Raw genomic sequence first — 22835 nt, 5'->3', positions numbered from 1 at the left:
AGCCCGCTGGAACGAGATGTTTCGTGCCGATGGCGTCCTGCCGGCCGAAGCCATGGAAGAGGCGCGCAGCTTTGCGTCGATCTATCGCGCACGCCTTGGACGCAAGAACGAGCTGGCGGCGAGATCTGCCGGGCAGACGGAGAACGAAGGCGCCCAACTGCCGGAATGGGCGCGCACCAGTGGCGAGGCTATTTCAGCGGTGAGCGACGGCAGTGATGACGCCGTGCTTGTCGAATATACTCCGGACGAAGGATGCTTCTTCGCCGGCGAGGACCCTTTGCGCGTCGCGCTTGCGACACCCGGGTTGATCTGGCTGGACATCGGGATACAGGCGCCTTGGCCCGCTGGCGAAGCCTTTGATCCCTTCGCCTGCAACTTGCGTTTCCGGATTGTCTCCAATGCCAATCGGGCCGAGGTCGAGCATCACTTCCGCTACGTGCCGGACAATACCGCTCTGACCGTCGCCGCAACGAAGTCGCTCGCCGAACCGGACGAGGCTTTCTGCGAAAACATGAGGGGCGGCCTGGATCCGCTGGCCGTAGAACTTCTGGAGGCGCAGCAGCGTGCGCTCGCGCTGCCCGGACGGCATGGCCAGGTTGGCGACATCGAAACGACGTTGCGAAACCTTTGCCGCTCACAAAACGTACCTTGTCCGCTTCACGATGGTCCGGCCGACGCGGACGCATTGGGTCGGGCCATTGCGGATCTTCTTTTGCAAATGAAACCTGCCGGCAGCGACGCCCTGACGCAGACCCCGGCATCCGACATCGCGCTGGAGCGGCATGAGGCAAGCGGCGAACGGACGCTGCGGGTCGAACAGGGCAAGGTTGACACCCTGATGAACCTTGTCGGCGAACTCGTCGTTGCCAAGAACGCGCTGCCGTTTTTGGCTCGCGATGCCGAGACGCGCTTTGGAAGCCGTGAGCTTTCGCGTGAGATCAAGGACAAGTACGCGGTCATCGACCGGATTTCGCGCCAGCTGCAGAATGCGGTGATGGACATCCGGATGATGCCGGTGTCCGACCTGTTCAAGCGCTTTCCGAGGCTGGTGCGCGATATTGCCCGCAAGCAGGACAAGAAGGTGCGCCTTCTGATCGAAGGCGAAAGCACCGAGGCCGACAAGAACATCATCGAGGCGCTGGCCGAGCCGTTGACGCACGTCCTGCGCAATAGTCTCGACCATGGGATCGAGCAGGCAGGCGTCCGGACGATCGCGGGCAAGCCGGAGATCGCAACGCTCAAGCTTCGTGCATTCCAGGATGGCGACAGCGTGGTGATCGAAGTGATCGACGACGGTCGCGGTATCGATCCGGACAAGGTCCGCAGCAAGGCTGTCGAACGCGGCCTGCTGGATGCAGAGCGCGTGACGCAATTGTCGGACGCCCAAGCGGTGCAGCTCGTGTTCTTGCCCGGTTTTTCGACGGCGGAGGCGGTATCGGACCTTTCCGGTCGTGGCGTGGGCATGGACGCAGTGCGCGCCGTGGTAGAGCGCTTCGGCGGCCACGTGACGCTGGAAAGCAGGAGCGGCGAAGGCACGACGGTACGGCTGAAGCTGCCGCTGTCAATGGCGGTCACGCGCGTCCTCACAGTGGAGATGGCCGGACAGCTTTATGGCGTCCCGATGGACCTGGTGGTCGAGACGGTCCGTATCGAGCCCGGATCCATCCGCCGCCTGAAGGCGTCGGAAGCGGTGGTGCTGCGCGATCAGGTCATCCCCATTGCGCGCCTGCGGGACATGCTGGGAATGGAGAGGCATCGCCCCGCACTGGAATCCGTCCTGATCCTGCGCGTCGGCAATGCCACCGTCGGCATGGTCATCGACGACTTCGGCACCGGCATGGACATCATCCTCAAGCCGTTTTCCGGCATCCTCGCGAACCTCAGCGGCTTTTCAGGGACCGCAGTGCTGGGCGATGGCCGGGTCTTGCTTGTTCTCAACCTCAAGGAGATCCTGTGATGCCGATCGCCTTCGAAGGAACGATCGCCCGGCTGAGCGGCCAGTGCGTCGTCGAGGAAGCGGGCGAACTTACCGAATGGCTCCTGGCTGATCGCACACGCGCCGTCGATCTTGCGGCATGTGAAGGCATGCACAGCGCAATCCTGCAGACCTTGATGGCGCTGACCCCAGGACTTGCTTCAGCTCCGGCAGACGCGACGCTGGCGCGCTGGCTGAAGCCTTCGCTTGGTCACCTGCCAGCGACCACGATGCCCGCCAACCAACAGGAAACTTCCGCACCAGCGCAACCCCGAAAGCCGCGCGCGCCCGTCCCAAATTCAAACCCGAAATCCCCTGCGCGCGCCCGGCGCGCCAAGAAGGCCGATCCGTCATGAAGACCGTGATGATCGTGGATGATTCCCCGACGATCCTGATGAGCATGGAAGCAATCCTAACGCGCGCCGGCTACGGCGTGCTGAAGGCTGACAGCGGCGAAAATGCGTTGCGGGCACTGCAAGGCGGCGGCAAGCCGAACCTCGTCATTACCGACCTCAACATGGCGGCGATGAGCGGGATCGACTTGATCCGCAACCTTCGACAGCTTCCGCAGACGAGATTCACGCCGATCATCATGTTGACCACCGAATCCTCGCTGGACAAGCGTCAGGAGGCGCGCAGCGCCGGTGCAACGGGCTGGATCGTGAAGCCGGTTCAACCGACAGACCTGCTTGCGGTCGTCAAGCACATGGTTCCCGGGTCCTGACCGTGCTTGCGTTTTTCTCCCGCCTTTTCGGCAAAAGGGGTCCGCAATCGCCCGACGATGAGCCGCGGGTCGACCTCTTTCCCGCGTCTCCGGAACCGCTGGATGTCGTGATCCCGCCTGAGCTGACCGTGAGCAACGTCGTCCAACTCGATCCCCCAGACAATCGACTGCACCGGATCCATCCGCAGACGATGGCCCTGGTCGAGGAGATGAAGAGCTACGCTGGCTTCGTGGAGATCATGCAGCATCACCTCTCGAATGTCTGCACGGAGACCCAGAGCGCTGCTGAAGACATTCTGGGCCAGGCGCTCGACATCGAGGGAAGCGTCACCTCGCTTGTTCGGCACGTCAGTGACACGATGCAGTCCGATGCCCTGATGGACGCGAGCGACACATTGCAGCTGAGCGTGTCTACAGGCCGTTCCGTCATCGCCGACCTGATCCGCAATCACAGCGAAACCCAGGCGGAAATCCGGCATAGCCTGTCGACCGTGCGCGCGTTGTCACACAGGATGCGTGCGCACCTCGACGAGATCGAGGATATCCGGCGCTATACCGATCTTCTCGCAATCAACGCGCGTATCCGCATAGCCAGCCTGGGCAGCAATACGGGCCTCGACGTTATCGCCGAAGAAATCCGAGCTTTGGCAACGCAGACCGGTTCGCTCGCCAACAACCTGAACGTCGAACTGACCGAGATGGACCGTCTGGTCGGAGAGGATCTTCTGAACAAGGTTTCGAGCCAGAAACACTCCGACGACGCAAAGGCCAAGGCTCTTCAGGACAGCTTCGAAAAGCTGTCTTCGCACATGGCCCTGCTTAACCAGTTCCAAGCCGAGCTAATCGGACAGGTTCAGCAGCGCGGAGAGGAAATGCGCACCCCGCTTAACACGCTTTGCGGTTCGATCCAGTTCCAGGACGTCGCCCGGCAGCAGCTCGAACAGGTCAGCCGAGCGCTATCGATGATTTCCGACCACTTCGTCTCGCTCTCGAACGCTATCATCCATGATGATGCGCCCCCCGACAGCTCGATCGCAAACTGCCTTGCTTCGATCCTTGAAAACTACGTCATGGAACAGCAGCGCGCCGCACACCGTGGCGAAGCTGCGGCAACCGCCCCGAAGATCGAATTGTTCTAAGAGCTCAGGCGGCGCGTCTTGTTTGCAGGCCGCCGACTGCTTCCCCGATCGTTGCAAGGCTAGCAAAGCGTTCGACACCGGCGCCTGTAATGTGACCGAGCCCGACACAGCCGCCTCCCACCCACAAGCGAACGGTCGGCGCGAGCAGATTGCGAAGTGTTTCAATCGTTCGGGCGGCCCTGCGCGGTGCATGGAAGGCCGAAAACGACAACCCGACAACGTCCACCTGGTGCGCAACGGTAGCTGCAGCAATTTCCTCGAGCGGTGTCTGCAAGCCAAGCGAAAGGCAACATCCTCCTTCGAGCGCGATCATTGCTTCGGCCATGGCGATCCCCAGGCCGTGTGCCTCTCCCGGCGTTGTGGTCAGGATGAATTTCGGCCCCGCAGCAGACCCGGCATTCAGCACGACAGTCCGCAGGACATGCTGCAGAATTTGCGAAAAGGCATGTTCCTGATGTACCGATATCCGTCCCACTTGCCAGGCGAAGCCCACTGCCGTCGTCAACGGTGCCGCGGTTTCGAGGATGAACGATCGCGCGCCTCGATAAGCCAGATCGCGCCTCAAACCTTGGGCAAGTGCGTCCAGATCGTTGCGCGCGAGCGCTTCGACCAACTGCTCGACGATGTCCGAATAGCCGACGAGCGGTGATCCGGCAGTGACGGCCAAGGGACTGGTCTGAATCAGGGCTTTGAGCTGTGGCTGAGGCAGCGCAGCGATACGCGATGGACGGTGCCCTGCGTTAACGAGTTGGCATAGCAACTGCAGCCGGTCGACTTGGGTCACAGGATAGACGCGGCGGCCCTGCCGATCCCGCAGAGGGTTGGGAAAACCGTAACGTCGCTCCCACGCTCGTAGCAGGTCGCCCCCCATACCGGTCATCGCGACGACGTCGCTCAGCGATAGAACGGTTGCAGGCGCATAATCTTCCATGCCTCCGGGCATGACCAGGACCCACTACCTAATCGTGAACGGGACGATCCGTTTGTCCAACCTCGGCTGTCCAATCGAGCGCCCTTACGTAATCTCGCGAGGCCGTTTTCGTGTCGCCTTAAGCGCGCTGCGCAATAGTCCCTTTCAGCTTCCGGGCGCAGGGGGTGGGTCGACCACCGGATGTGGTCGCGCCGATTGCCACAAGGGGACTTGGCGCAAGTTGGACAAATTGTGTTGGACAGTGCGCCTCGAAGCACCCGCTTCGTCCGCGCTGGCCCGCCATCGATGAGGGGAATCCGGAACATGAACAAGACCATCCTGATCGTCGACGACTCCCCGACGATGATCATGAGCGTCCGCGCGACGCTGGAGATGAATGGCTTCCGCGTGGAGTCGGCCGCCGATGGCGCCCGCGCGCTTAGCGCCCTGTCCGCCGGCCTGAAGCCCGATCTCATCATCACCGATATCAACATGCCGAACATGGGCGGGCTCGATTTCATTCGCAACGCGCGTGGTCTTCCGGGCTGCCGCTTCACGCCCATCCTGACGTTGACCACCGAAAGCGAGCGGACCAAGCGCGAGGAAAGCCGCCGGCTCGGTGCGACCGGCTGGCTCGTCAAACCTATTTCCGGTCCCGACTTGCTCGGCGTGATCCGGCAAGTGCTCCCGGCCTGATTGATCTTGACGATGCGCCGCATCGCGCTGTTGCCGCGTTCTCGCCTTGCCATTCTGGTGATGGTGGGCGGAATCGCGGCGGCACTTGGCGGTGCCTCGGCGCTTGCAGGGGTTGCCGCCGGCCTTTGCGCTGCTGTCACGCTCATGCGTGATCGGAGCAACGACGAACAGGCACCGACCGAAGCCGAGACGGTTCCAGATGTCGAACACGCCTCGCCGATCGCCTCGCTTGCCTTTCTTAACGACCCGTTCGCCATCCCCCCGCCCGTGCTTGCCGACATGCAGGCAGTCGAGCCCTTCGTCGAAACCCTCTGCGGCCAGATCGAAGGCATCCAGAACGATGTCGAAAACGGCGTCGTGGCCGTAGTGGACAAGGTTCGGGCGGTCGACCGGGCATCACAGTCGCAGAGGGACCGTATCCGCGCGACGCTGGCGGGCGCGGATACGATCATGCGCGCGACCGAGGTCCCGGGCGAAATCGTTTCTCGCTTGGCGACCATGCTTGCCGAAAGGGACCAGCAGATCGAGGCAAACTTCGCAGGATTGCAGACACTGGCCGATGAATTCCAGGGCCTGCGCTCCACAGTCGACATGATCACCAAGATTGCCGACAAGGCCTTCTTTCTATCGGTCAATGCTGCAGTAGAGGCGCAGCATCGCGGTGGCGCGGGGAGCGCCTTTGCGTTGATCGCCGCGGAAATGAGGTCGCTGGCCAAGCAGACGGCGGAAAGCGCCCATGACGTCGGCGTCGACATCAACGCATTTTCTGAACGCATGCACGACCAGATCACGGCTGCCATGCCGAGCAAGAAGGCCGGGCTCGAAACGCTCGACAGCTTGGTAGACGAGTTGCGCCAGGCGCAGGATCGGATACTCGAAAGCAGTTCCGACCTGGATCGCGTTATCCAGACGCTTGACGCTGGCCATTGGGAAATTGTCACGACCTTGTCAGACATTCTCGGCAATCTACAATTCCAGGACGTCATGCGGCAGAGACTGGAGCAGGTGTTCAATGCCTTGCGAGCGCTGGAAGATCTCGTCGCGCGCGCCAATCGCGGCGCGCCACCGGCGCGATCGCTTCTCGAAGTGCTCGAGGATCAGCGGAATGGCTACGTGATGGAGAGCCAGCGCAACGTCTACAGCACGGTGCTGGCGGGTGAGGAAGCGATACAGCCGTCCGATGCCAAGATCGAGTTGTTCTGATCAGCTCCTTCCCGTTCAAAACAACACCCGCGTTTTCCGCTTCCAGCGTTCTGACCATCACGAAAAACGACAGCATCGATGATGCACCGGTGGCTTCGTGGCCAAGTGCCTCCCCGCCAAGCCCACATGGATCACGCCAGCTTGAATGCCATGGCAGGGCACACTGCAGTCATTTAGTGACCGCCCCGTACAGAAGGCGCTTGACACCATAGCTGCAAGCGGGCATCGCACTATTAGTGACCGATCTGTACACTAATTTGCGAGTCCCCATGACCACATCGCGATCCAGCAGAGGACAATCGCTGTCCATCTCTACCGCGCTGACCGCGATCGCCCTGTGCCTCGGCGGCTGTGCGGCGGTCCCCAACCTCGGCGCGAAACCCGAAGTGCGGTCAGCGCCATCGGTAACCCGCGGACTGAGTCCCGGCGGACAAGCCGAATTCCCCAAGGCCGATTGGTGGTCGCAATTCGGCGACCCGCAACTCGCCGCCCTTATCGACGAGGCACTGCGCGGTTCGCCCACCCTTGCCGCCGCCGACGCCCGGGCCCGCCGCGCCGAGGGTTACTCCCAAGCCGCGGGCGCCGCTTTATTGCCGACGGCGTCGGCATCAGGAAGCGCAGGGTGGTCAAAGCAGAGCTATAACAACGGCTTTCCAAGACAGTTCGTGCCCCAGGGCTGGCAGCAGACCGGTCGAGCGAGCCTCGATCTTTCCTACGAGATCGACTTCTTCGGCAAGAACCGGGCCGCCCTCCGCGCAGCACACGCCGACCAGCTAGCCGCGAGGATTGAACGTGAGGCAGCCCGCCTTGCCTTGGCGACTTCGGTCGCCGCGACCTGGGCGGATCTCGGCCGAGCCGGCGCTGATCAGGCATTGGCGCGCGATGCCTTGCGATTGCGGCAGGAAAGTGCCGATCTAGTCCGGCGCCGGGTCGCAAACGGGCTGGATACAAGGGCTGAACTGCGTCAGGCGGATGCAGCGGTCGCATCGGCGAAAGCCCAACTCTCATCGGCCGATGAACAGATCGAACTGATCCGCAATGCGCTCGCGGCGCTCCTTGGCGCAGGTCCCGAGCGGGGCGCAACGATCGCGCCGCCGGACACTGTGCCCCATGCTGTGTCCATACCAGCCAATCTGCCGCTGGAGCTTGTCGCCCGCCGGGCAGACATTGCTGCTGCAAAGGCCCGCGTCGAAGCTGCAGCCGCACGCATCAAGGTGGCGCGCGCCGCCTTCTATCCGAACATCAACTTGATTGCTCTGGTGGGCGTGCAATCGCTGGGACTGAGCAACCTGACGGCGTCGGGTTCGGACATTGGCCAGGCGACCGGAAGCCTCAGCCTGCCGATCTTCGAGGGCGGCCGACTGTCAGGAAACTATCGCATCGCCCGCGCCGACTACGATGAATCCGTTGCCCAATATGACGAAACGCTCGTCCGCGCAGTTCATGAAGTGGCCGACGCGGTTGCTTCGCAACAAGCGATCGAAAGTCAGGCTGCTGCCGCCACGGAGGCCGTGAACGCTGCTCGCGAAGCGTATGATCTGGCGCGGCGACGGTATCAAGGCGGGCTGTCCGCTTACGTCTCAGTTCTGTCGGCCGAAGATTCGCTCCTTGCTGCACGCCGGCAGCTGGCCGCGACCGAGGCTCGTTCCTTCAGCATCAACGTGCAACTGATCCGCGCGCTTGGCGGCGGTTTCTCTGCACAATGACCAATCCAGTCGAGAGCTCCATGGCCGATATCGATCCTGCTTCGATCCACCCCGCCACAGATCGCGACGCGCACGATGCCGCTCTTGGCACGTCGAAGCGAAAGCGCGCGTTTACGATCTTCTTTGTTGCACTTGCGCTCGTGGGTGGGATCACACTTGCCTACCGGTGGATCACGGGTGGTCGCTACGTAGAAACAGACAATGCCTACGTCGGAGCCGAGACCGCTCAGGTCACTCCGCAGGTCGGCGGCTCGGTAAAGGCGGTCGCTGTTTCTGATACGCAGATGGTCAAAAGGGGCGATGTGCTGGTCGTGATCGACGACAGCGATGCAAAGATCGCCCTAGCCCAAGCCGAGGCAAACTATGCGCAGGCCTTGCGCCGCGTACGCCAGACATTCGCGACCGCGTCCGCGCTGGGTAACCAGGTGGAAGAGCGGGCCGCCGATATCAGCAAGATGGAAGCGCAGGTCAGGATTGCCATGGCAGACGTGGAACGTGCCCGCATCGACCTGACCCGGCGCGAGTCCCTTGCCAAGGACGGGGCAGTTTCAGGCGAGGAGCTGAGCAGCGCGCGCAACGCCTTTGCGTCGGCCAGTGGATCACTGGCAGCAGCCAAGGCCGGGCTCGCTCAGGCACGGGCGGCGCGAGGATCTGCGCAAGGCCAGAAGGGCGCAAATGCAGCTCTGATCGATGGCACTTCGGTCGAAAACAATCCCGAAGTCCTCGCCGCAAAGGCGCAACTCGACAAGGCCAGGCTGGACCTTGCCCGGACGGTTGTCCGAGCGCCCATCGACGGCGTGATCACGACCCGCTCGGTTCAGGTCGGTCAACGGGTTCAGGCGGGATCAACGCTGATGACCATCGTCCCCGTCGGGCAGGCTTATGTCGATGCCAACTTCAAGGAAGGCGAACTGAAGGGGGTCAAATCCGGCCAGCCTGTGGATCTCGTTTCCGATCTCTACGGCGAGGACGTCGTCTTCAAGGGCCGGGTCGTTGGTCTTTCAGGCGGCACCGGCTCGGCGCTTTCGGTCATTCCGGCACAGAACGCGACGGGCAACTGGATCAAGGTCGTGCAACGTGTGCCGGTGCGGATCGCGCTCGATCCAGCACAGCTCAGGGATCACCCGCTTCGCGTCGGGCTGTCGATGACGGCCACCATCGACACGAAGGCGGAGTGAGTCCCGTGTCGTCGGACACGCAATCGCTGAGCGGGTTCAAGCTGATCCTTGGCGGCGCGGCACTGGCCCTTGCCAACTTCATGGTGGTGCTCGACATCACCATCGCCAATGTCTCGGTTCCGCACATTTCGGGGGCGCTAGCGGTGGCCCCTACGCAGGGCACTTGGGCGATCACCTCCTATTCGGTTGCGGAGGCGATTTGCGTCCCCTTGTCAGGGTGGATTGCATCCCGCTTTGGCGAAGTCCGCGTGTTCATGCTGGCGGTGCTCGGCTTTGGTATCTTCTCGCTGCTCTGCGGGCTTTCAACCAGCCTGGAAGCATTGATCCTTTTTCGCGTCTTCCAAGGCTTTTGCGGCGCGCCGATCATGCCGATGTCACAGACCCTTTTGCTGCGGATCTTCCCGAAGGACAAAGCGCCGGCCGCGCTGGGGCTGTGGAGCATGACCACGGTCGTGGCACCCATCGCGGGACCGATCCTGGGCGGGACGATTTCCGACAATTGGTCGTGGCACTGGATATTCTTCATCAACCTGCCGGTCGTGGCGATCTGCGTCACGCTCGCGTGGCAGTTGCTGCGGCGCTACGAGACCGGCACCACGCGCAACCCGGTTGATTACGTGGGCCTGTTGCTGCTCGTGATCTGGGTGGGTGCGCTTCAGATCATGCTCGACAAGGGACGCGAGGTTGACTGGTTCGCGAATGGCCTGATCGTTTGGCTGGCCGTGATCGCGGCTGTGTTTTTCCTCGCATTCCTCATCTGGGAACTGACAGAGGCCAACCCGATCATCGACTTGTCGGTTTTCCGACAGCGCGGCTTCACGATCGGCGTTATCGCGCAAAGCTCGACTTACGCGGCGTTCTTCTCGTCAGTCGTGCTGATCCCGCTCTTCCTGCAGACAAACCTTGGATATACCGCAACCTGGTCCGGCTATGCGACGGCGTTCGTGGGCGTCATGGCCGTTCTGATGTCTCCAGTTGCTGCTGCATTCGGCAGCCGTTTCGACATTCGCCTGATGGTGAGCGGCGGGGTAATCTGGCTCGGGATGGTATCGCTGATGCGGACCGGCTGGGTCACGCAGATGGACTTTTTCACCTTGTCGCTTCCCCAATTCCTGCAGGGCATCGGCATGCCGTTCTTCTTCATCGGCACGACACTTCTCGCACTTGGTTCGGTTCGGCCAGACCAAACCGCATCGGCTGCCGGCATCCAGAACTTCATGCGTACTTTGTCCGGCGCGATAGCTACCTCCATCGTGCAGACAATTTGGGAGACCCAGACGCGGCTGCAGCGTGCAGAGCTCGTCAACGTGATGCACCCAGGAAGAGTGCTCGACAGCTACGGTGCCGCCCAAGGACGGATAATCCTCGATAGGCTGGTCCAGTCGGAGGCGGTGACCCTGGCCACCGACAAGATTGCCCTGTGGAGCGCCGGCATCTTTGCCTTCGCGGCAGCGGTGATCTGGCTTGCCCCCAAGCCAAAGGCAAAGGTCGACATGTCGGCGGCACACTGACTGCGCCGCCGACAACGGCTAGCCCTTTCTTCCGCCAAAGCCCGCTACGCGCTCGGCAAAATCAGGTCCGTGCCCTTCATTTTCGAGGATCTCCCACTGCAGGCCGGCATCGAGTGGCATTCCATCAGTTGCGGCAAGCAGGCGCTTGTTGGCGCGATGGGAAAATGCTGACTGCGATGCGATCCGGCTGGCCAGCGCGGCAATTTCCCGCTCGAAATCGGCGAGCGGGACGACATATTCCGCCAATCCGATCCGCTCGGCCTCGACGGCATCAATCATGTCGGCGGTGAACATCAGCCGCTTGGCGGTCGCCACGCCGACACGTCGCGGCAAGCGCTGGCTCATGCCCCAGATCGGAGTCAGGGCCCATTTGGCGTGAGTATCGCCGAAGCGTGCATTGTCTGCCGCGACAATGAAATCACACGCTAGGGCGACTTCAAGCGCACCGGTGTAGCAATGACCATGAACCGCAGCGATGACCGGTTGGGGCAGCCGTTCAAGCATCCGCAGCGTCTCGCTGTGCCATCCTCGTGACGGTACCGCCTCGCCAGTCGCGATGTCCCCCAGATCATGCCCGGCCGAAAAGCACTTGCCCGCTCCGCGCAAGACGACGCAGCGCACGGTGTGGTCATTTGCGAGCAACTCTATCTGCGCCCGAAGCGCGCGGAAGACATCGACGGTCAGCGCGTTCAGCTTGTCGGGACGATTGAGGGAAAGAATGGTCCATCCATCGTGATCCTCGCGCAGCACCAAGTCATCCATTGCCAATCTCTCCCACTTACGCCTCATCGCTTGCGGCAATTTTCTTAATCGATCAACCAATTGACTTTTATCGCTTGATATACGAGCAAGCTCGAAAGCTGCAAAACATGGTTTGAATGACTGGGAGAGGATCGATGGTGGTCACGCTTGATGCTGTGCGCGATATTACGAGCGTTCCGTTCAAGCCCCTGCCGCAGAAGGGGCCCGATGTAACTGTCGAGCGCCGCGACGACGGCTCGATCCTGATCCGCTCCAATCATCCGCTCGCACCGCCAGCGCGATCGATTGGTCATCTGTTTGCCCAGCACGCCGCCGATCATCCCGAGCGCAAATTCCTGATGCAGCGCGAGCCACTTCATGGACCCTGGCGCGGCGTTACCTATGGTGAAGCGAAACGCATCGTGGACGGGATCGCCCAAGGCTTGATCGATCGGGGCCTAAATAGCGATGACTGCGTGCTTATCCTCTCGTCCAACTCGATCGAGCACGGCCTCCTCATGCTGGGAGGCTACACCGCTGGCGTTCCCGTTTCGCCGATCAGCCCGGCACACAGCCTCGTGTCGAACGACCATGCTAAGCTGAAACATGCCTTCGAGACACTTCGCCCGAAAATTGTGTTCGCGCAGGATTCGGAACAATATGCGCGAGCATTCCGGACCCTCCGAGATCTGGATCCGACGATCCTTTGCGTTTCGGTGGACGGGGCAAATGACTCGGTGGGCTTTGCCGAACTTGCTTCGCCGTTGCCAACGGCAGCCGTGCAGGACGCTCTCGACACCGTGGACCATCAGAGTATCGGCAAGTACCTCTTCACCTCGGGCTCGACCGGCATGCCGAAATGCGTGCCGCAAACCCATGGTATGATGACGCACGTCGTCGCAGCATCAGAAGGGCTACGGGTCGACGACGGGATGGAGCGCGATCCACCGCAATCCCTCGAGTGGATGCCCTGGAGCCATATCTCTGCCGGAAACATCGCCTTCAATGGCAACCTGCACGCAGGCGGAACGCTTTTTCTTGATGAAGGAAAACCCGTACCGGGCTTGTTCGAGACAACGATCAAGAACCTTTACGACGTTTCGCCGCTCGTATTCGGCTCCGCTCCGATCGCCTTTGCGATGCTGGCCGAAGCCATGGAGAAGGACGAAAAGCTGCGCAAATCGTTCTTCAAGAACCTTATCTTCATGGGATACGGCGGGGCCACGCTCTCGAGCGATGTCAACGAACGGATGCAAGCGCTTGCCATCGCCGAAACCGGCCACCGCATTCCGATGACCACGATGTACGGCGCCACCGAAACCCAGGGCATAACGGTCGTCCACTGGGCAACCGAGCGGGTCGGTCTTATCGGTTTGCCGCTCCCCGGCACAACGCTGAAGCTCGTCCCCAGTGGCGACAAGATGGAAGTCCGCGTCAAGGGTCCAACGGTGACAAGCGGCTATCACAAGGACCCGGTACGGACTGCCGACGCTTTCGACGACGAGGGTTTCTACAAGCTGGGAGACGCCGCGAAGTTCGTGGATCCCGATGATCCGGCGCAGGGACTGGTGTTCGATGGGCGTATTACCGAAGACTTCAAGCTTGATAGCGGTACGTGGGTTTCGGTCGGAACGCTGCGCCCCGATCTGATCGCCGCCTGCGCGCCATACATCCAGGATCTTGTCGTTGCCGGACAGGACCAGCCGTATATCGGCATTCTGGCCTGGCCTTCGGCCGCTGCCCTCGCCGATATCGAGCAGGAGGTACCCGGCGCCGACGCCTTGACCATCCTGAGCGAGCGTGTGCGAGAGAAGCTCCATGCCCACAACGCCACGGCCGGCGGATCTTCGCGTCGGGTCAAACGCGCGATCGTGCTACGCGAGCCACCATCCATCGACGGCGGCGAAATTACCGACAAAGGCTATGTCAATCAGCGTGCCGCGTTGACGCGACGCGCCGACGATGTCGCACGGCTTTACAACCCGACGGAATCTGAAAGTGTTCTAGATCTGGGATGATCACGCGCCGCGTGTGCGTGATCTTGCTGTCAGAACCAGCACGATCACCTCTGCGACGACCGTGTAGACGATCGCACAGACGATCGCTGACACACCCTGGTACTCGAAAAGCATTTTGGACAGTCCATAGCCCGCCAAACCTGCAAGCCCACTGAAGGCAAGCAGGCAAAGACGCGCCCGTGCCGATTGCCGCACGGATAGCCAGTAGACGATCGAGGTGACCGCGATCCACCCGATGCAAAGCGAACTTACGAGCGCCACCGGATGCGCAACCTCATGCTTGAATACACGAGGGCGTCTAAGTGGCACCATAATTTATTCAAGTGTTTGAAAGACTTATTTACAGAAAAATTATAGCCCAGCCTCGACTGCGACACGGATTGCGTCGGCACTCGTCCTGACGCCCAATGCCTTGAACATGGCCGCGCGATGCATCTTGATCGTCCTCTCACTCAGGGAGAGTTCCCAAGCGATCTGCTTGTTGAGTTTTCCTGCCGCCATCATCAGCAGGATCTCGCGCTGGCGGCTGGTGAGCCCGCCAATCTTGTCGAGTGCGGCCTGGCGCCGAACTGGAGGCGTATTGTCATCCACGACCTCGACTTGGGAGCCGAGGAAATACTCCACCTCGCCATCGGCATCGAAGATCGGCGCCACCATGACGGCGTTGCGGAAAGGCGTGCCGTCCTTCTTGTAATTCAGGATCTCGACCATGACCGGTTGGCGCGCGTGAATATTCTCGCGCAATTGCTGCGCCAATTCAGGCTCCGTATCCGTGCCGCGCAGGAACCGGCAGTTTCTGCCGACAATCTCGTCCTTGGAATAGCCGGTGAGGCGACAGAACGCCTCATTGCAGGCAACGATAGGATTATCCGGCAACCGCGGGTTGCTGATAACGGCGGCGACTGAGCCCGCTTCGATCATGTCTGCAATTGGCATCTCACATTTCCATACCGCTTCGATCGAACTTGTCCAATGTCTTCCCTGAAGTGCAGTTTGCAAGGGCTGTTCCCCTATGTGCAGGTATCGACTGAGGGGGGGCGGTGCCATCTCGATGGCTCAACAAGCGAAAGCATTAGCCATGAACGTGATGGTACGTAACCTTTGCCCGGTCGGCGACGACCACGAGCACGACCATGACCACGATGTGCTTGAAGAAGGGAAGATCCCTGTCCCCGATCACGTTCTGGCCGCCGTCCGCACCTTGCTCGAATGGTCGGGCGACGACCCGCAGCGCGAAGGCCTGCTCGATACGCCCAAGCGCGTGGCGCGAGCCTGGAAGGAATACTGCAGCGGTTACGAAATGGACCCGGGCCTGCATCTTTCCCGCACGTTCGAGGAAGTAGGCGGCTACGACGAGGTCGTGCTTCTCAAGAACATTCCGTTCCAGTCGCACTGCGAACATCATCTGGCGCCGATCACCGGCACTGCATCAATCGCCTACCTACCCAATGAGCGGGTCGTCGGGATTTCGAAGCTGGCCCGCGTGCTGAACGGATTTGCGCAGCGCTTGCAGGTGCAGGAAAGGCTTACGGCCGAAGTGGCACAGTGTATCCAGGATCACCTGCACCCCCGCGGCGTGGCGGTGGTGATCGAAGCACAGCACGGATGCATGACGGGACGCGGCGTTCGCACGCACGGGGTGAACATGGTGACGAGCCGCATGCTCGGCGTGTTCCTCGATGATCCTCGCAGCCGTCGCGAAGTGCTGAGCCTGATGGGCCGTCCCTGAACTCGACAGCCCTTCACTCGCAAACGGGAATTATTTTGTGTCTTCGCGTATCGTGATCGTCGGGGCCGGGATGGCCGGTCTTGCCTGTGCGGAGGTTCTGGCCTCCGCCGGAGCATTGGTCACCTTGCTCGACAAGGGCCGCGCTCCTGGTGGTCGGATGTCCACGCGCCGAGTAGACACTTCCATTGGTCAAGCTGCCTTTGACCATGGCGCGCAATACTTCACGGCTCGCGAGGATCGCTTCCTCAATCGCGTCGTAAACTGGGCGGCCGAAGGTGTGGTAACACGATGGCCCGAGGCCGGAGATCATGCCTGGGTTGCTCGCCCGGGTATGAGCGCCCTGCCACGCCACATTGCCAGATCGCATCACGTACGTCAGGGCGCGTTGGTCCGTGCGATGGTCCGAAAGGGGGATGGCTGGTACGTTCGGTTGGAAGAAGAAACGGAAGGCCCCTTCGACATCGCGGTTGTCGCGCTCCCCGCAGAGCAGGCCGCTGCGTTGCTCGGAATGTGCGATTTCACATTCGGCCGCGTCGCAGCCTCGTGCAAATCCGAACCTTGCTGGGCCGGCATGTACGTTTTGCCCCAAGCAATCGACGCGCCATCAGTGATCCGAAGCAGAGGCGCAATCGGATGGGCCGCGCGCAACAGCGGCAAACCCGGGCGGGGTGGCCCGGAGTCCTGGATCGTCCAGGCTGATACTCGCTGGAGCACCTCGCACCTCGAGAAATCGGCCGACGAGATTGCACCGCTTCTGCTGGCCGAATTCGCAGCGGCAATCGGATGCGAAATACCCGCTCCGATCCACGCCGCCGCCCACCGTTGGCGATATGCGCGCTCAGGCAACGCCAATAAGCGCTTCTTGTGGAACCCTGCTCTCGCCCTCGGCGCATGCGGCGATTGGTTACTAGGACCGAGAGTCGAAAATGCGTGGCTATCCGGCAATGCCCTCGGCGAAGCCATGTTGCCATCGATCCACGCCGCGGACGCAGAGCACGCCAGCCGCGCATCGGCATGAGCAAGCAGGTTCAAGGATCAGCCAGATGGCTTGGCGTAGCCGGCCTTTTGCCGCAGCTTGCAGCACTTGTGGCGGCGCACACCGAAACGCTGCATTGGTCCGCAATCGCGGCAGGATGCGTCTATGCAGCGCTGATCTTCAGCTTTCTCGGCGGGATCTGGTGGGTCCAGGCGCTGCTTGCAGATCGGCAAAGTTGGCCTGACCATCTGCTGGCAGTGACACCGAGCCTGATCGCACTGGCCGCCATGCTGCCATGGTGTTTCGGATTACCATGGCCGGGACCATCGCTCGTTGTCTTGGGCACATGCCTGCTGGCGAGCCCGTTCGTCGACGCAAGATTGGCGAAGGCAATGCCTCTTCCCCAAGGCTGGCTTGCTCTACGGCGCCGTCTCTCTACTGGCCTCGGGCTGCTGACGCTCGCGCTTGCGTTTGCCTAGACGCGCTCGATGACCAACGCAGGCGCCATCCCGCCGAATGCGCACATCGTGATGAGAGCATAGCGGCCGCCTCTGCGTTCGAGTTCATCGAGGGCAGTGCCGATGAGGATCGAACCCGTCGCACCGATCGGATGGCCCAAGGCTATGGAGCCGCCGTTTACATTCACCTTATCGCGGTCGAGTCCCAGATCGCGGATCGCTTTTTCCGTGACCACGGCAAAGGCTTCGTTGATTTCCCACAAGTCGATGTCCTCGACCGAAAGCCCTGCTCGCGCCAGCGCCTTGCGCGCGGCTGGCACAGGGGCATTCAGAATCAACGTAGGGCAGTCGCCCTCATTCACCGCTGTGACGATCCGGGCGCGTGGTTTCCAGCCATTGGCCGTCAGGCCATGTTCGCTGGCAAGAAGCAATGCCGCCGCGCCATCGACGACGCCTGAACTTGTGCCGACATGGTGAACTGGCTCCCACCGAAGGTCGGGATACTTGCGTTCGATCATCTGCCGCATGGTCGTGCCATCCGGTGCGGCCGCCAACTGCTCCACTGCAATGAACGCGGGCTTGAGCGCTGCCAGCGTTTCCGCCGTGGTCTCCGGACGCGGGTACTCGTCGAGGTCGAGTGCGAGTGTGCCATCGCGATTGCACACGGGCACGAGGCTGCGAGCGAAGCGCTTTTCGTCGATGGCAACCTTGGCCCGGCGTTGGCTTTCCACGCCCAGTGCCTCAAGGTCGGCGCGCGAAATACCTTCCATGCCTGCGATCGCATCCGCCGCCACGCCGACCGCGGAGATCGGATGCTGTTCATAGAGCGCATAATTGCCCCGCGCACGACCGAGCGTTGCGTAAGGGGTGCCCTGATCCCAGCCATCAGCTTCCTGATGATGGCTCATCATCTCCGTACCGCCGGCAATGATGACATCTTCGAAGCCGGCCATGATCTGCCCGGCGGCAAGGCCGACGGAAGTGATGCCCCCACCGCAGAAGCGATCGAGAGTCATCGCGCTTGCCTTGACGTCATACCCTGCCCAGAGCGCGGACAATCGCCCAAGATCGCCACCTTGCTTCCCGCGCTGCTGGCTGCAGGACCAAATGATGTCGTCGACCCTGGACGTATCGAGATCGTTGCGGTCGCGGATTGCGCGAAGCACGGCAGCGCCAATATCTTGCGGATGGAGGTGCGCAAGCGCCCCCTTCCCGGCCTTGCCGATGCCCCGCGGGGTGCGAACGGCGTCGACGATATAGGCAGCTGTCATGGAAATTCCCTCAGGGCGTGACGATTGGGAACAGCGGATCCGGCCTGTCCAGATATGTCACGAACCTCTGCAGCGCCGTCGGGTCCCCGGCAAAACTTGCATCACCTGACGCAATCCTGGCCGCGAGAGGCTGGCCGCGCAGCAAGGCGTTGACGAGATCGGGATACCGCACCGTTAGCGTTGCATCAGGTGCACCGACAATGCCCGGGCGATGCGTAAGGACGCCGTTGGCGACGACGAGCGTGTAGGACGCGTTGCGATCGGGAAATGTGAAGCCCAGACGAAGCGACACATCGCCGACCCTGTCGGGATCAAGCCGGGTCGCCAGGACGTCGAACAGATCGTCCGGCGGCAGCGACGTCGCTATCGTCGACCGTCCTCCGCCTGCAAGCGGCTTGATTCCCGTGGTAAGTTCCTGTGCGCCGGTCAGATACATGTTGCGCCACAGGGCATTTTCGCTGCCCCAGGCCATCTGGCGATAACTGCTGGCGAGCAAGGTGCGCGCTGCCTGATCGCCCGGGTCGGCAAACACCGCCTTGTCGAGCAACTCTGCTGCCCAGGGGTAGTCCCCCTTGTCGAATGCAGCCTTGGCAAGCGCACGAACCTTTGCCGCTCCCCCGATCGCTGCGACATAACGCTTGGCGGCGTCTTCGGCAGGCAAAGGCGCTAGGTGAACGGGGTTCGCATCATACCAGCCGAGGTAGTACTGATAGACCGCCCGCGCATTGAACGCGAACGAGCCATAGTATGGCCGGTCGTACCACTCTTTCTCGAGCGCGGCCGGAAGCTTGAGCCGTGCGGCAATCTCCGGCCCGGTAAGGCCCTTGTTCATCCATCGCACGGTCTGGTCGTGAAGAAATGCGTAGGCGTCACGATGCTTGGCGAGATAATCGGCAATCTCGCCTGCGCCAAACCGGGGCCAGCCGTGGCTGGTGATCATCACCTCTGCGCCGGCGAAGAAGTCGATAGCCTCCGTCAGGCCTTGCGCCCAGCCGCGCGCGTTGCGGATCTGCGCCCCACGCGGCGTCAGGATATTGTGCTGGCTGACATTGGCATTCTCGGCGAGGTCAGCCACCTTCCAATCCGGGAAGCCCAGGTTCATTTCCGCAGGCGCCTCGGTCGAAGGCGTAACCTGGAAACGCACCCTGACCCCGTCGAGCACGAGTTCGGTGCCGGTGGTTTCAATCTCCTTGGTCGGCGGAACGAGCGTTTGTGTTCCGACCGGTACGGCCAGACCTATCCCTGAATTGACGGTCCCTCTGGGACCTGGATCGAGCGGCACACCAAATTGGTAGGCCGCGCGCCGTGCCATGGCAGGTCCGGCAATCACATTTTCGGACACGGCTGCTTCACGGAACCCCTTGGGCGCAACGATTGGGGCACCCGGAGCAAGATCCGCTACAAATGCGCCTGTGCCTCCGAAATGATCGGCGTGGCTGTGGGTATAGATGATCGCCGTGACCGGTGCCTTGCCGAGTTTTTCGGCAACGAGCGCCCATGCCGCTCCAGCCGTCTCCGAGGTCGTGCCGGTGTCGATGACGATCCAGCCCTTCTCCCCACGGACGAAGGTGAGATTCGAGATATCGAACCCGCGCACTTGCCAGATACGGTCGGTAACCTTGAACAGGCCACTTTTCGCAAGAAGGCCGGCATGCCGCCACAGGCTGGGATTGACGGTGTCAGGCGCCGCTCCTGTCGCGAACTTCCATTGGCCGAGGTTCCAAACCACCCGCCCGTCACTATCCTTGATGAGCGGATCGGCACGCATTGCAACGAACCCTCTGCCGGCAAAGTCTTCGTCACGCTTGTCCGACATCGGTGCAGCAGCAAGAGCCGCTGCATTGGCGGCGCGGGTCGTCTCAGTCGGGGCATCAGGATCGGCGGGTGCAGCGTGCGCAACGGAACCCAGCAGAAGCGACGCCAGCAGAGCCAAACGCGGTCGCATCATCCATCCTCCCTCACAAATGAAATAGCGGGCAGGAGCTTACGCCCCCGCCCGCCAGTTACCTGAAATTACTGCCCCAAGCGGTCACGCTGGCAGTGTCAGCGCTTCGTAACGCTCCAGATGATAATCCGGGCTTCCGAACTGGCCCTCTATCATGGTCGTGCGCTTGAAGTAGTGCGCAGCGGCCAGTTCCATGGTGATGCCGATACCACCGTGGGTCTGCGTCGCGTTCTGGCCGATGAATCGCAGCGAACGCGCCACCTTGGCCTTGGCAAGGCTGACAGCCGCCTTGCGCTCGGCTGACGGCAAGTCGAGCTTGAGTGTTCCCATGAGGACCATGGATTCAATCTGCTCCGCTTCGACCATCATGTCGGCCAGCCGGAATTGCAGCGCCTGGAACTTGCCGATCGGCTGACCGAACTGCTTGCGCTCCTTCGTGTAGGCAAGCGTCAGTTCGTGATGCCGGCGACCGGCGCCCAAGCCTTCAGCGCAAACCGCCATCGTGGCGTCGTCCACCAGACGCTCGATCAAGTCGAGCCCGCCTGGCAACAACGCATCGCCCCCGATGGCGACGTTTTCGAAATAGACTTCGCTTGCCATGAAGCCATCGACGGTTGGGTAATCACGACGAGTGATTCCCGCAGCCTTTGCATCGACCAGAAACAGCTCGACGCCCTCACGATCAGGGCCAGAACCACCGGTCCGGGCCGTCACCAGCAGATGCGTGGCCCACGGGGCTGCATAGACCACTGCCTTGTGCCCATTGAGCACATATCCAGCGCCATCCTTCTTCGCGGTCGTCTCGATGCGCGCCAGATCGTAGCGCCCCTTGGGCTCGGCATAAGCGAACGCGAAGATCGCTTCGCCGCCGATGATTTGCGGAATAAGCGCGTCGGCATGCGCGCCACCTGCATACTTCAGGGCATTGCCGCCGATGACGACGGTCTGAAGGTAGGGCTCGATCGCAATAACCTTGCCCAGCTCCTCCATCACGATCATGTTCTCGATCGCGCCGCCGCCCATGCCGCCGTGCTCCTCGGCGAACGGCGCGGACAGGATTCCCATCTCGGTCGCCAGCGCGTTCCAGATTCCGGGATCCCGGCCTTCGGGCCGTGCCAGCATCTTCTTGCGGGTTTCGAAGTCATACGTATCGGCCAGGAAGCGCGCCAGCGTTTCGCGCAGCATGTCCTGCGTTTCGGTAAAGCTCAGGTCCATTCTAGTAATCCCCTCGTCCGGTCTCTGTGTCTGGCGTTCAGCTCAGAGGCCGAGGACCATTTTCGCGATGATGTTGCGCTGAACTTCGTTCGACCCACCATAGATCGTGGTCTTGCGCATGTTGTAGTAGCTCGGCGCGGCACGATTGGCCCATTCGGGTCCGATCGGATGCTCGTTGTCACCTTCGCCGAAGCCACGGAAATAAGGCGCGCCGTAGTGGCCCGCTGCCTCGAGCACGAGTTCGGTGATCCGCTGCTGGATTTCCGATCCCTTGATCTTCAGCACGTTGGCCGCGGCCCCGGCGTCCCTGCCCGCCGCCTCGTTGGCGAGCGTGCGCAGTTCGGTGAACTCGAGCGCCGTAAGATCCATTTCCAGCTCGGCCACCTTGCGGCGATAGAACGGGTTGGAAAGCAGCGGTCGGTCGCCATCCATCTCGGTGCTGGCGATATCGCGGATCTTCTCGATCCCGCGCTTGGATGCGGCCACACCGGCAATTCCAGCACGTTCGTGGGCGAGAAGGAACTTGGCGCAAGTCCAGCCCTTGTTCTCTTCATAGATCCGGTTTTCGACCGGGACCTTCACATCCTCGAGGAAAACCTCGTTCACTTCGTGCTCGCCACCCAGCGTGATGATCGGACGGACGGTGATGCCGGGCGTCTTCATGTCGATGAGCAGGAAGCTGATGCCTTCCTGCTGCTTGGCATCAGGATTGGTGCGGACGAGGAAGAAGCCCCAGTCCGCATGCTGCGCCATCGTCGTCCAGGTCTTCTGACCGTTGACGATGTAGTGTGTGCCGTCATCGCTCAGCACCGCGCGGGTGCGCAGCGAAGCTAGGTCCGATCCCGCGCCTGGCTCCGAATAACCCTGGCACCACCAGTCATCGCCCGAAAGGATGCCCGGCAGGAAGCGGGCCTTCTGCTCCGGTGTGCCGAAGGTGTAAATCACCGGTCCCACCATGGTGATGCCGAACGGCATGATGCGAATGCAGTCTGCGCGCGCCGTTTCTTCCGACCAGATGTAGCGCTGCGTCGCGGTCCAGCCCGGGCCACCGTATTCGACCGGCCATGCGGGCGCGATCCAGCCCTTCTTGGCAAGCACGCGGTGCCACGAAAGGAAGTCCTCCTTGGTCAGGTCGTCGCCTTCATCCTGCTTGCCACGCAACTCGGCCGGATAGTTCTCGGCAATGAAGGCGCGAACTTCGTCGCGGAAGGCGATCTCCTCAGGGCTGAATTCCAGGTCCACAGCGGCTCTCCTGCTCGTACCGTCCCTGACCGGACGGCGTTGTTTAATCGAGCATTGAATATCACGAAAATCCGCCGTGGAAAGGTGGCGACACGCAACTGACCCCGAGGGCATGCCCCGGCCGTCACGCGGCTCCAGCATTCCCTAACGTCCGCCTCTCCAAGATTTTTCATGACGCGAATTTAATCCCTCCCTCAC

The 22835-nt window shown here is 61.7% G+C and carries 20 protein-coding genes; 13 read left to right on the top strand and 7 right to left on the bottom strand.

The features are described from left to right. The first annotated feature begins 52 nt into the window (after positions 1-52). The 4 genes from HHL27_RS07595 (at position 53) to HHL27_RS07580 (ending at position 3838) form a co-directional block, all read left to right on the top strand. Complete coding sequence (locus tag HHL27_RS07595; protein WP_240959461.1) at positions 53-1957, top strand: chemotaxis protein CheA; 1905 nt, start codon at positions 53-55, stop codon at positions 1955-1957. Further along, a complete protein-coding gene (locus tag HHL27_RS22195; protein ID WP_206069436.1) occupies positions 1957-2331 on the top strand; it encodes a hypothetical protein in 375 nt (124 codons plus the stop codon). The genes HHL27_RS07595 and HHL27_RS22195 overlap by 1 nt, the downstream gene beginning before the upstream one ends. Then, complete coding sequence (locus HHL27_RS07585; protein WP_169492736.1) at positions 2328-2699, top strand: response regulator; 372 nt, start codon at positions 2328-2330, stop codon at positions 2697-2699. The genes HHL27_RS22195 and HHL27_RS07585 overlap by 4 nt, the downstream gene beginning before the upstream one ends. Before the next feature lie 128 nt (positions 2700-2827). After that, on the top strand, positions 2828-3838 hold the full coding sequence (locus HHL27_RS07580) for a methyl-accepting chemotaxis protein (RefSeq protein ID WP_169492735.1): 1011 nt from the start codon (positions 2828-2830) through the stop codon (positions 3836-3838). A 4-nt stretch (positions 3839-3842) separates the two neighbouring features. Here HHL27_RS07580 and HHL27_RS07575 read toward each other — a convergent pair whose 3' ends face one another. Then, the gene (locus tag HHL27_RS07575; RefSeq protein ID WP_169492734.1) at positions 3843-4769 is read right to left on the bottom strand and encodes a MerR family transcriptional regulator; all 927 of its coding nucleotides are present in this window, start codon (positions 4767-4769) and stop codon (positions 3843-3845) included. Between the two features lie 303 nt (positions 4770-5072). Here HHL27_RS07575 and HHL27_RS07570 point away from each other — a divergent pair, with 303 nt between their 5' ends. From HHL27_RS07570 to HHL27_RS07550, 5 genes are all read left to right on the top strand, one after another. Further along, entirely contained in the window at positions 5073-5444 is a 372-nt protein-coding gene (locus HHL27_RS07570) for a response regulator (protein WP_169492733.1), read from the top strand. 12 nt (positions 5445-5456) lie between these two features. Further along, positions 5457-6647, top strand: a complete 1191-nt coding sequence (locus HHL27_RS07565; protein ID WP_169492732.1) for a methyl-accepting chemotaxis protein — start codon at positions 5457-5459, stop codon at positions 6645-6647. 269 nt (positions 6648-6916) lie between these two features. Then, positions 6917-8353, top strand: coding sequence for an efflux transporter outer membrane subunit (locus HHL27_RS07560; protein WP_169492731.1), 1437 nt, complete (start codon positions 6917-6919; stop codon positions 8351-8353). A gap of 20 nt (positions 8354-8373) precedes the next feature. Beyond that, the gene (locus tag HHL27_RS07555; RefSeq protein WP_169492730.1) at positions 8374-9531 is read left to right on the top strand and encodes an HlyD family secretion protein; all 1158 of its coding nucleotides are present in this window, start codon (positions 8374-8376) and stop codon (positions 9529-9531) included. Positions 9532-9536: 5 nt separating this feature from the next. After that, positions 9537-11042, top strand: a complete 1506-nt coding sequence (locus HHL27_RS07550; RefSeq protein WP_169492729.1) for a DHA2 family efflux MFS transporter permease subunit — start codon at positions 9537-9539, stop codon at positions 11040-11042. Between the two features lie 18 nt (positions 11043-11060). Here the strand turns inward: HHL27_RS07550 and HHL27_RS07545 are convergent, their stop codons facing one another. Beyond that, the gene (locus HHL27_RS07545) at positions 11061-11792 is read right to left on the bottom strand and encodes an enoyl-CoA hydratase/isomerase family protein (protein WP_338114845.1); all 732 of its coding nucleotides are present in this window, start codon (positions 11790-11792) and stop codon (positions 11061-11063) included. A 146-nt stretch (positions 11793-11938) separates the two neighbouring features. On the opposite strand from HHL27_RS07545, the gene HHL27_RS07540 reads away from it, so the two are divergent. After that, entirely contained in the window at positions 11939-13801 is a 1863-nt protein-coding gene (locus HHL27_RS07540; protein WP_169492728.1) for an AMP-binding protein, read from the top strand. Between the two features lie 351 nt (positions 13802-14152). Here HHL27_RS07540 and HHL27_RS07530 read toward each other — a convergent pair whose 3' ends face one another. Continuing rightward, positions 14153-14737, bottom strand: a complete 585-nt coding sequence (locus HHL27_RS07530; protein WP_240959460.1) for a PAS domain-containing protein — start codon at positions 14735-14737, stop codon at positions 14153-14155. Between the two features lie 151 nt (positions 14738-14888). Here HHL27_RS07530 and folE point away from each other — a divergent pair, with 151 nt between their 5' ends. The 3 genes from folE to HHL27_RS07515 are packed head-to-tail and all read left to right on the top strand — an operon-like array spanning position 14889 to position 16985. Continuing rightward, positions 14889-15530: a GTP cyclohydrolase I FolE gene (folE, locus tag HHL27_RS07525; RefSeq protein WP_169492839.1), complete on the top strand. Its 642-nt coding sequence runs from the start codon at positions 14889-14891 to the stop codon at positions 15528-15530. A gap of 37 nt (positions 15531-15567) precedes the next feature. Beyond that, positions 15568-16548, top strand: coding sequence for an FAD-dependent oxidoreductase (locus HHL27_RS07520; protein WP_169492726.1), 981 nt, complete (start codon positions 15568-15570; stop codon positions 16546-16548). Next, positions 16545-16985, top strand: coding sequence for a DUF3429 domain-containing protein (locus tag HHL27_RS07515; protein ID WP_169492725.1), 441 nt, complete (start codon positions 16545-16547; stop codon positions 16983-16985). The genes HHL27_RS07520 and HHL27_RS07515 overlap by 4 nt, the downstream gene beginning before the upstream one ends. Here HHL27_RS07515 and HHL27_RS07510 read toward each other — a convergent pair. The 4 genes from HHL27_RS07510 to HHL27_RS07495 form a co-directional block, all read right to left on the bottom strand. Continuing rightward, entirely contained in the window at positions 16982-18235 is a 1254-nt protein-coding gene (locus HHL27_RS07510; RefSeq protein ID WP_169492724.1) for an acetyl-CoA C-acetyltransferase, read from the bottom strand. The two genes, HHL27_RS07515 and HHL27_RS07510, sit on opposite strands and share 4 nt — an antisense overlap. A 10-nt stretch (positions 18236-18245) precedes the next feature. Beyond that, entirely contained in the window at positions 18246-20183 is a 1938-nt protein-coding gene (locus tag HHL27_RS07505) for an alkyl/aryl-sulfatase (protein WP_206069430.1), read from the bottom strand. 81 nt (positions 20184-20264) lie between these two features. After that, a complete protein-coding gene (locus HHL27_RS07500) occupies positions 20265-21395 on the bottom strand; it encodes an acyl-CoA dehydrogenase family protein (RefSeq protein WP_169492723.1) in 1131 nt (376 codons plus the stop codon). 42 nt (positions 21396-21437) lie between these two features. After that, the gene (locus HHL27_RS07495) at positions 21438-22637 is read right to left on the bottom strand and encodes an acyl-CoA dehydrogenase family protein (RefSeq protein ID WP_169492722.1); all 1200 of its coding nucleotides are present in this window, start codon (positions 22635-22637) and stop codon (positions 21438-21440) included. Positions 22638-22835 lie beyond the last annotated feature (198 nt).

The organism is Novosphingobium olei (assembly GCF_012927405.1).
In the GTDB taxonomy this organism is placed as follows: domain Bacteria; phylum Pseudomonadota; class Alphaproteobacteria; order Sphingomonadales; family Sphingomonadaceae; genus Novosphingobium; species Novosphingobium olei.
The sequence above is the reverse complement of the archived record's forward strand: the minus strand, read 5'-3'. Positions and strand labels throughout refer to the sequence as shown.

What these genes read in the sequence shown, in the direction of transcription:
- HHL27_RS07595 (WP_240959461.1), top strand. Translation starts at nt 53, where the DNA reads ATGGAAGAGGCGCGCAGCTTTGCGTCGATCTATCGCGCACGCCTTGGA.
- HHL27_RS22195 (WP_206069436.1), top strand. Translation starts at nt 1,957, where the DNA reads ATGCCGATCGCCTTCGAAGGAACGATCGCCCGGCTGAGCGGCCAGTGC.
- HHL27_RS07585 (WP_169492736.1), top strand. Translation starts at nt 2,328, where the DNA reads ATGAAGACCGTGATGATCGTGGATGATTCCCCGACGATCCTGATGAGC.
- HHL27_RS07575 (WP_169492734.1), bottom strand. Translation starts at nt 4,769, where the DNA reads ATGGAAGATTATGCGCCTGCAACCGTTCTATCGCTGAGCGACGTCGTC.
- HHL27_RS07570 (WP_169492733.1), top strand. Translation starts at nt 5,073, where the DNA reads ATGAACAAGACCATCCTGATCGTCGACGACTCCCCGACGATGATCATG.
- HHL27_RS07565 (WP_169492732.1), top strand. Translation starts at nt 5,457, where the DNA reads ATGCGCCGCATCGCGCTGTTGCCGCGTTCTCGCCTTGCCATTCTGGTG.
- HHL27_RS07560 (WP_169492731.1), top strand. Translation starts at nt 6,917, where the DNA reads ATGACCACATCGCGATCCAGCAGAGGACAATCGCTGTCCATCTCTACC.
- HHL27_RS07555 (WP_169492730.1), top strand. Translation starts at nt 8,374, where the DNA reads ATGGCCGATATCGATCCTGCTTCGATCCACCCCGCCACAGATCGCGAC.
- HHL27_RS07540 (WP_169492728.1), top strand. Translation starts at nt 11,939, where the DNA reads ATGGTGGTCACGCTTGATGCTGTGCGCGATATTACGAGCGTTCCGTTC.
- HHL27_RS07530 (WP_240959460.1), bottom strand. Translation starts at nt 14,737, where the DNA reads ATGCCAATTGCAGACATGATCGAAGCGGGCTCAGTCGCCGCCGTTATC.
- folE (WP_169492839.1), top strand. Translation starts at nt 14,889, where the DNA reads ATGGTACGTAACCTTTGCCCGGTCGGCGACGACCACGAGCACGACCAT.
- HHL27_RS07515 (WP_169492725.1), top strand. Translation starts at nt 16,545, where the DNA reads ATGAGCAAGCAGGTTCAAGGATCAGCCAGATGGCTTGGCGTAGCCGGC.
- HHL27_RS07510 (WP_169492724.1), bottom strand. Translation starts at nt 18,235, where the DNA reads ATGACAGCTGCCTATATCGTCGACGCCGTTCGCACCCCGCGGGGCATC.
- HHL27_RS07505 (WP_206069430.1), bottom strand. Translation starts at nt 20,183, where the DNA reads ATGATGCGACCGCGTTTGGCTCTGCTGGCGTCGCTTCTGCTGGGTTCC.
- HHL27_RS07500 (WP_169492723.1), bottom strand. Translation starts at nt 21,395, where the DNA reads ATGGACCTGAGCTTTACCGAAACGCAGGACATGCTGCGCGAAACGCTG.